Here is a 5,439-nt window from a genome sequence, read left to right as displayed (position 1 = left end):
CCCCAACACAACCCCACCCACCACAACCACCGCCAGCCCGTCTCCGACACCAACGGCCCCCTCGACGCCAACCTGGACCCCCGAACAACTGGCCGCCATCACTGCAGCGAAAGCGCGATACGCGGTCGCGACCGCGGCTATAGATCGGACCTTCATGAATCCGTCGGCGCTGGATCGACCGGCGCTCGAGAAGGCCGGCCTGAGCGGCGAATGGATCATCACGATCGTTGACCAGGCGAGGACATTGGTGAGCAATGAACTGTACGTAACCGGGAATGTGCAGATTGCAAAAACGTCGGTAGTTTCGGTCAAGCTGAAACAGGCCCAGCCTGAAGTCATCCTTCTGAACTGTCTGGACAGTTCGAAGCAGGTCATGAGATTCAAAAGCAACGGTAAACCGGTGCCGTCCGGTCCTGGCGACGGAAAGCGCCGACAGGTCACTTCCCATCTGCGTTTTGCTCCAGGTGCAGGCAACCAGAAACTGTGGTTTCTCATCTCAGATCAGGACAAGGGACCATGCTGACCAAGGCCAGGCTGAGTTGGCTTGTCGCCGCGGGATCACTGTTCAGCGTATTTCTGTGCACGAGCAACGCGACTGGATACCGGTCGCCGGACAGCCCTCCGCCTGGCCCGGACTACAAATGGATTTGCGTTGGCAACTTTTGCCAATGGAAACTCATCGGGAAGAAGACCACGACGTCGACGCCGACCGTGCCTGGAACGCCCGGCACGCACGGCAAGACGACGAGCGTCGAGTGCAAGTCGCGCGGAGCGCTGGTGCCATGCGTCGATCCGGCGCTCGGCGCTTGGTCCAACAGCCACCAGTGCTACATGAAGCGCGAAGAGCCTCAGCCACCCCCTGGCGACGAACGATGGCAGGGGCACACGGACGGCAGCATCTGGGCGTGTACTCGCGAACAGGGCTACGACCAGGGCAAGCACATCGTCACCGAGTGGGTATGGCTGCCTGGAAAGCCTGACACGGTCGTCATCGATCCGGTGACCTTGGCATATGACGCAGTCGCCGAGATGCAACTCGCGCCGCCACAGATCAAGACAGCTCCCACGGCCCAGCAGATCGGTCTCGTGAATATGCCGGTGTGGATGTGGGTGACCAAGAGTGAGAACACTTGGGGGCCGATTGTGCGTAGTGCGAGTGTGCCGGGGTTGTCGGTTACCGCTACTGCGCAGGTCACGGCGATCAACTGGTCGATGGGCGACGGTACGACGGTGCGGTGCGAGGGGCCTGGGACGCCTTACAGCAAGGCGGTGGGGACCAAGGGATCACCGACGTGTGGCCACCGGTATGCGAAGACGTCTCAGAAGCTGCCGAACTGCAAGTACCCGGTGAGTGCAGTCGCTCAGTGGGACATCACGTGGAAGAGCACACTCGGCGACACCGGGCAGATCGGTATGACTCAGCGGGCGGCGACGCAACTGCGTATCGGTGAAGCAGTGCCGGTGCTCGTGGACCCGCACGGTGGCGACGCCGCTGCACCCGGTGCGGCCTGCTGACCGGGACGAGATGGCACGAGGAAGGAATAGGTTCGGGCTATGACGACTTGGCCGTCGGTTGACCAGATGCGCGCGGAGTTGGCGGAGGTGCTCGGGCGGTTCCGGAGTGGGCGGACGCGGGCGTTCAGCTTCGGGGACGGCATACCGGAGGTTGTCGTGCTCACGTACGACGAGTTCGAGGACCTCGGTGGTGAGAGCAAGTTCGCTGTACCGGACCAGGTTGCCGGGGTCGCCGAGGTCGCCCGGCGGTTGCAGGACTTCGTCGAATCCGCGCGGAGCGGCACCGGCGCACCAGTGGTCTGGGGCGCGGAGGGCGAACCGGAGGCGGTGCTGTTGTCGACCGCGCAGTACCGGGATTTGCGCGGCGACGACCATCCGCCGGCCGGCGTGATCGACGACCCCACCGTGCGCGTGTATGACACTGAACCGTTGCCTGACAGCCGGCCGCTGGACCTCGACGAGTTGGCCGCCGACGATCCATTGACCCGCGAGCTTCTCGACGAGATTCGGGCCGAGAAGAGATCCGGGCGCGATGACCGATGACGGGAAGTATCTCGTCGTCGGTCTCGAGAAGTTCCATCAGGACCTGCACCTCCTTCGCCGGCAAGCCAGCACGTCGGCGGCGGCCCGCGCACTGTACCGCGAGGTCCTGCGAGAGATCGAGAATCTTCGCGACGGATCCACCGACGGACGTCACGCCCTCGGGTACGAGCCGGGGAAGGGTGATCTCCGCGACTGTGTGACGGCGTACGTCCGGTCGGCGCCTCACCGCAAACCGGACTACCGCTTGGTGTTCCGCGAGGTCGGTCCGCAGACGCCCGGTGGACGGCCGAGGCGTGAACTGCTGGCGGTCAAGCCTCGGCACGGGCGGAACAACATCTACGCACACGTCTGTGCCCGGCTCAGCCGGCACCCGGACGATCGGCAGCCAGGCCTCAACCGATTTGGCGACAGACGACCGGACGCGCGCGGCAGTCAGTTGGCCCGGCAGGCTGAGCTCGATGCCAAGCGAGCAATTGCGCATGCCTCGACCGGTCAGCAGCCGCTGAGTTCAACCCGGCCATTCCCCGGAGCGCGCACACGGCTGCAGCAGCCCACAGGCCAATCACAGTCGAGTGGTCCCACCGCGCCGCGCGGTCCAGGCCAACGACCGACCGGGTATCCGGGCAGTCAACGCACCCGATCGGAGCCGACCGGCTGGCCGCGACGAGATCGCTAGCCGGCTCCGGAGGTGAGGTCTAAGTGGGGTAGGGAGCGGAGTTGGTTTTCTTGGTGGTAGGTGAAGAAGGCGGCTATCAGGCCGGTGGATTCTCGGCGGGTGCGGGGGTCGGCTTGGAGGGCGGTGGGCCAGTCGCCGGTGAGGAGGGCGGTGAGGTGGGTGACGGTGGTGGGGGACGGCATGGCGGAGGCGGGTGGGCGGCAGGTGGTGCAGACCATGCCGCCGGAGGCGGGGTTGAAGGCTCGGTGGGGGCCTGGTTCGCCGCAGCGGGCGCAGTCGTCGAAGGAGGGGGCGTAGCCGGAGATCGCGAGTGAGCGCAGCAGGAACGAGTCGAGGACGAGCGCCGGTGCACGTTCGCCGGTGGACAGGACGCGGAGGGCGCCGGCCAGCAGGAGGTGTTGCTGGAGGGCGGGTTCCTTCTCCTCCACGACCAGGCGGTCGGCGGTTTCGAGGAGTACGGTGCCGGCGGTGTAGCGGGCGTAGTCGTCGACGATGCCCTCGCCGTACGCCGCGATCGACTCGGCCTGGGTGACCACGTCGAGGGTGCGGCCGGTGGCGAGTTGCAGGTCGACGTAGCTGAACGGCTCCAGGCGGGCGCCGAAGCGTGACGACGTCCGGCGCACGCCCTTGGCGACCGCGCGGACCTTGCCGTTGGCGCGGGTCAGCAGCGTGGCGATCCGGTCCGCCTCACCCAGCTTCTGGGTGCGCAGCACGATCGCCTGATCCCGGTAGAGCGGCACCTGACCAGTCTCTCACCCGCGACCGACATACTCCGCGAGGCCGATCGGGTCCTGCCCCGTGAGGTCCTTCACGGCCGTCGACACGTGGCTCAGCTCCCCGCTCGCGATGGCGGCGTACGACGTCACCCAGCCGGCCACCTCCCACGACGGAGCGCCGTACGACTCGCGCGACCGGTACGCCTCGTCCAGCGTCTCCGGCTCGTACCGGACCGGACGCCCCAGGCCCTCGGTCAGTACGGCGGCCGCCTCCGCCAGCGTGAACGCCGACGGCCCGGTCAGGTCGTACGTCGCGCCCGAGTGGCCCGCGGAGGTCAGTACCGAGGCAGCCGCGGCCGCGACATCGTCACGCGCCACCGCGGCCACCCGCCCGTCCCCCGCCGGCCCGCGGATCACGCCGTCCGCGCCGACGAATCCGGGCACGAAGTCGAGGTACAGGTTGTCCCGCAGGAACGTGAAGTCCACGCCGGTGGAGCGGATGTGCTGCTCGGTGTGCCAGTGGTCGCGCGCGAACGTGAACGTCGCCCCAGGTGCTGCGCCGGCGAACGAGGTGTACACGATCCGCTGCACCCCGGCCGCCACCGCCGCGTCGACCGTTGCCTTGTGCAACGCCACCCGGTCCGCGGACTCCGTTGCACTGAGCAACATCAGTACGTCGACGCCGTCCAGCGCGGACAGCAGCGCCGGATGCTCGCCGTACGCCGCCTGCGCCACCGACACGTCCTTCAGCTCGGGCGCCCGAGAAGGGTCGCGAACGATCAGCCGCAGCGGTACGCCGGTCAGCCGGGCGACGATCCGCGATCCGAGCTGCCCGGTCGCGCCGGTGATGCCGATCACTTGCCCACCAGGTTCATTCCACCCGCGGTGTATCGCTCACCGGCCACCGCGTCCGCCGGGAACGTCGCGTCCAGCGCGGCCAGCTCGTCGGCGCTCAGCGTGACGTCGAGCGCGCCGAGGTTCTCGGTCAGGTACGACCGCCGCTTGGTCCCCGGGATCGGCGCCACGTCATTGCCCTGCGCAAGCAACCACGCGAGCGCGAGCTGGCTCGGCGTCACGCCCTTGTCCGCGGCCAGCGACCGCACCTGCGCGACCAGGTCGAGGTTGCGCTGGAAGTTCTCGCCCTGGAACCTGGGCAACCCCCGCCGCATGTCATCTGCCGGGAAGTCGGACGGCGACGTGATCTGCCCGGTCAGGAACCCGCGCCCGAGCGGGCTGAACGGCACGAACCCGATGCCCAGCTCCCGCAGCGTCGGCAGTACGACGGTCTCCGGGTCGCGCGTCCACAGCGACCACTCGCTCTGGACGGCGCTGATCGGGTGTACGGCGTCGGCCGCGCGCACCGTCTCGCCGTTCACCTCGGACAGCCCGAGGTACCGCACCTTGCCGGCCTGGACCGCCGCGGCCATCGCGCCGACGGTCTCCTCGATCGGGACCTGCGGGTCACGGCGATGCAGGTACCACAGGTCGATGTGGTCGACGCCCAGCCTGCGCAGCGACGCGTCCAGGGCCTGGGCGGCGTACGCCGGGGAGCTGTCGACGACCGTCGGCACGTCCGTGGCGGACCCGGCCGGGCGCTTGAAGCCGAATTTCGTCGCGAGCACGACCTGGTCGCGGCGCCCGGCGAGCGCGCGGCCGACGAGCTCCTCGTTGGCGCCGTCGCCGTACACGTCCGCGGTGTCGAGGAACGTGCAGCCCGCGTCGACGGCGGCGTGCACGGTCGCGATCGACTCCGCGTCGTCCTGGCGGACCCCGTACGACTGGGACATCCCCATGCAGCCGAGGCCGAGGCTGGAAACGGTCAGGTCACCGAGCTGGGAAGAACGCATGTGCCGAACCTACCGCCGCGGCCGCCCGGCGGGCCAAAGGGGCACCGGGATTCCTGTCTGGACAACGTTGATGTGACATTTTCCCGCCGCCCGGCACAGTCGCCGAAACCTTCCGTACATTCGGCGGGCGACACGGACGCTG

Annotated in this window: 6 protein-coding genes; 3 read left to right on the top strand and 3 right to left on the bottom strand. The window is 68.0% G+C overall.

What is annotated here, in order from left to right:
• The 3 genes from VFF46_RS29720 to VFF46_RS29710 form a co-directional block, all read left to right on the top strand.
• On the top strand, positions 1-523 hold a 523-nt coding region (locus VFF46_RS29720; protein WP_414673106.1), incomplete at its 5' end, for a hypothetical protein.
• Positions 517-1,515 (top strand): hypothetical protein, encoded by a 999-nt coding sequence (locus VFF46_RS29715; protein WP_325040538.1) that lies wholly within the window; start codon positions 517-519, stop codon positions 1,513-1,515. The genes VFF46_RS29720 and VFF46_RS29715, both read left to right, overlap by 7 nt.
• A gap of 39 nt (positions 1,516-1,554) precedes the next feature.
• Positions 1,555-2,058 carry a hypothetical protein gene (locus VFF46_RS29710; protein WP_325040537.1) on the top strand — a complete coding sequence of 168 codons (504 nt, stop codon included), beginning with the start codon at positions 1,555-1,557 and terminating at the stop codon, positions 2,056-2,058.
• Positions 2,059-2,730: 672 nt separating this feature from the next.
• On the opposite strand, the gene recO is transcribed toward VFF46_RS29710, so the two are convergent.
• Genes recO through VFF46_RS29695 form a run of 3 tightly spaced genes read right to left on the bottom strand, consistent with a single transcriptional unit; the run spans position 2,731 to position 5,297 of the window.
• Positions 2,731-3,474: a DNA repair protein RecO gene (recO, locus tag VFF46_RS29705; protein WP_325040536.1), complete on the bottom strand. Its 744-nt coding sequence runs from the start codon at positions 3,472-3,474 to the stop codon at positions 2,731-2,733.
• Between the two features lie 12 nt (positions 3,475-3,486).
• Positions 3,487-4,308, bottom strand: a complete 822-nt coding sequence (locus VFF46_RS29700; protein WP_325040535.1) for an SDR family oxidoreductase — start codon at positions 4,306-4,308, stop codon at positions 3,487-3,489.
• Positions 4,305-5,297, bottom strand: coding sequence for an aldo/keto reductase (locus tag VFF46_RS29695; RefSeq protein WP_325040534.1), 993 nt, complete (start codon positions 5,295-5,297; stop codon positions 4,305-4,307). Before VFF46_RS29695 ends, VFF46_RS29700 begins: the two co-directional genes overlap by 4 nt.
• Positions 5,298-5,439 lie beyond the last annotated feature (142 nt).

The sequence above is a fragment of the Kribbella sp. genome (assembly GCF_035655035.1).
In the GTDB taxonomy this organism is placed as follows: Bacteria; Actinomycetota; Actinomycetes; order Propionibacteriales; family Kribbellaceae; genus Kribbella.
The sequence above is the reverse complement of the archived record's forward strand: the minus strand, read 5'-3'. Positions and strand labels throughout refer to the sequence as shown.

Coding starts and splice junctions, on each gene's coding strand:
- VFF46_RS29710 (WP_325040537.1), top strand. CDS start 1,555: ATGACGACTTGGCCGTCGGTTGACCAGATGCGCGCGGAGTTGGCGGAG.
- VFF46_RS29715 (WP_325040538.1), top strand. CDS start 517: ATGCTGACCAAGGCCAGGCTGAGTTGGCTTGTCGCCGCGGGATCACTG.
- VFF46_RS29695 (WP_325040534.1), bottom strand. CDS start 5,297: ATGCGTTCTTCCCAGCTCGGTGACCTGACCGTTTCCAGCCTCGGCCTC.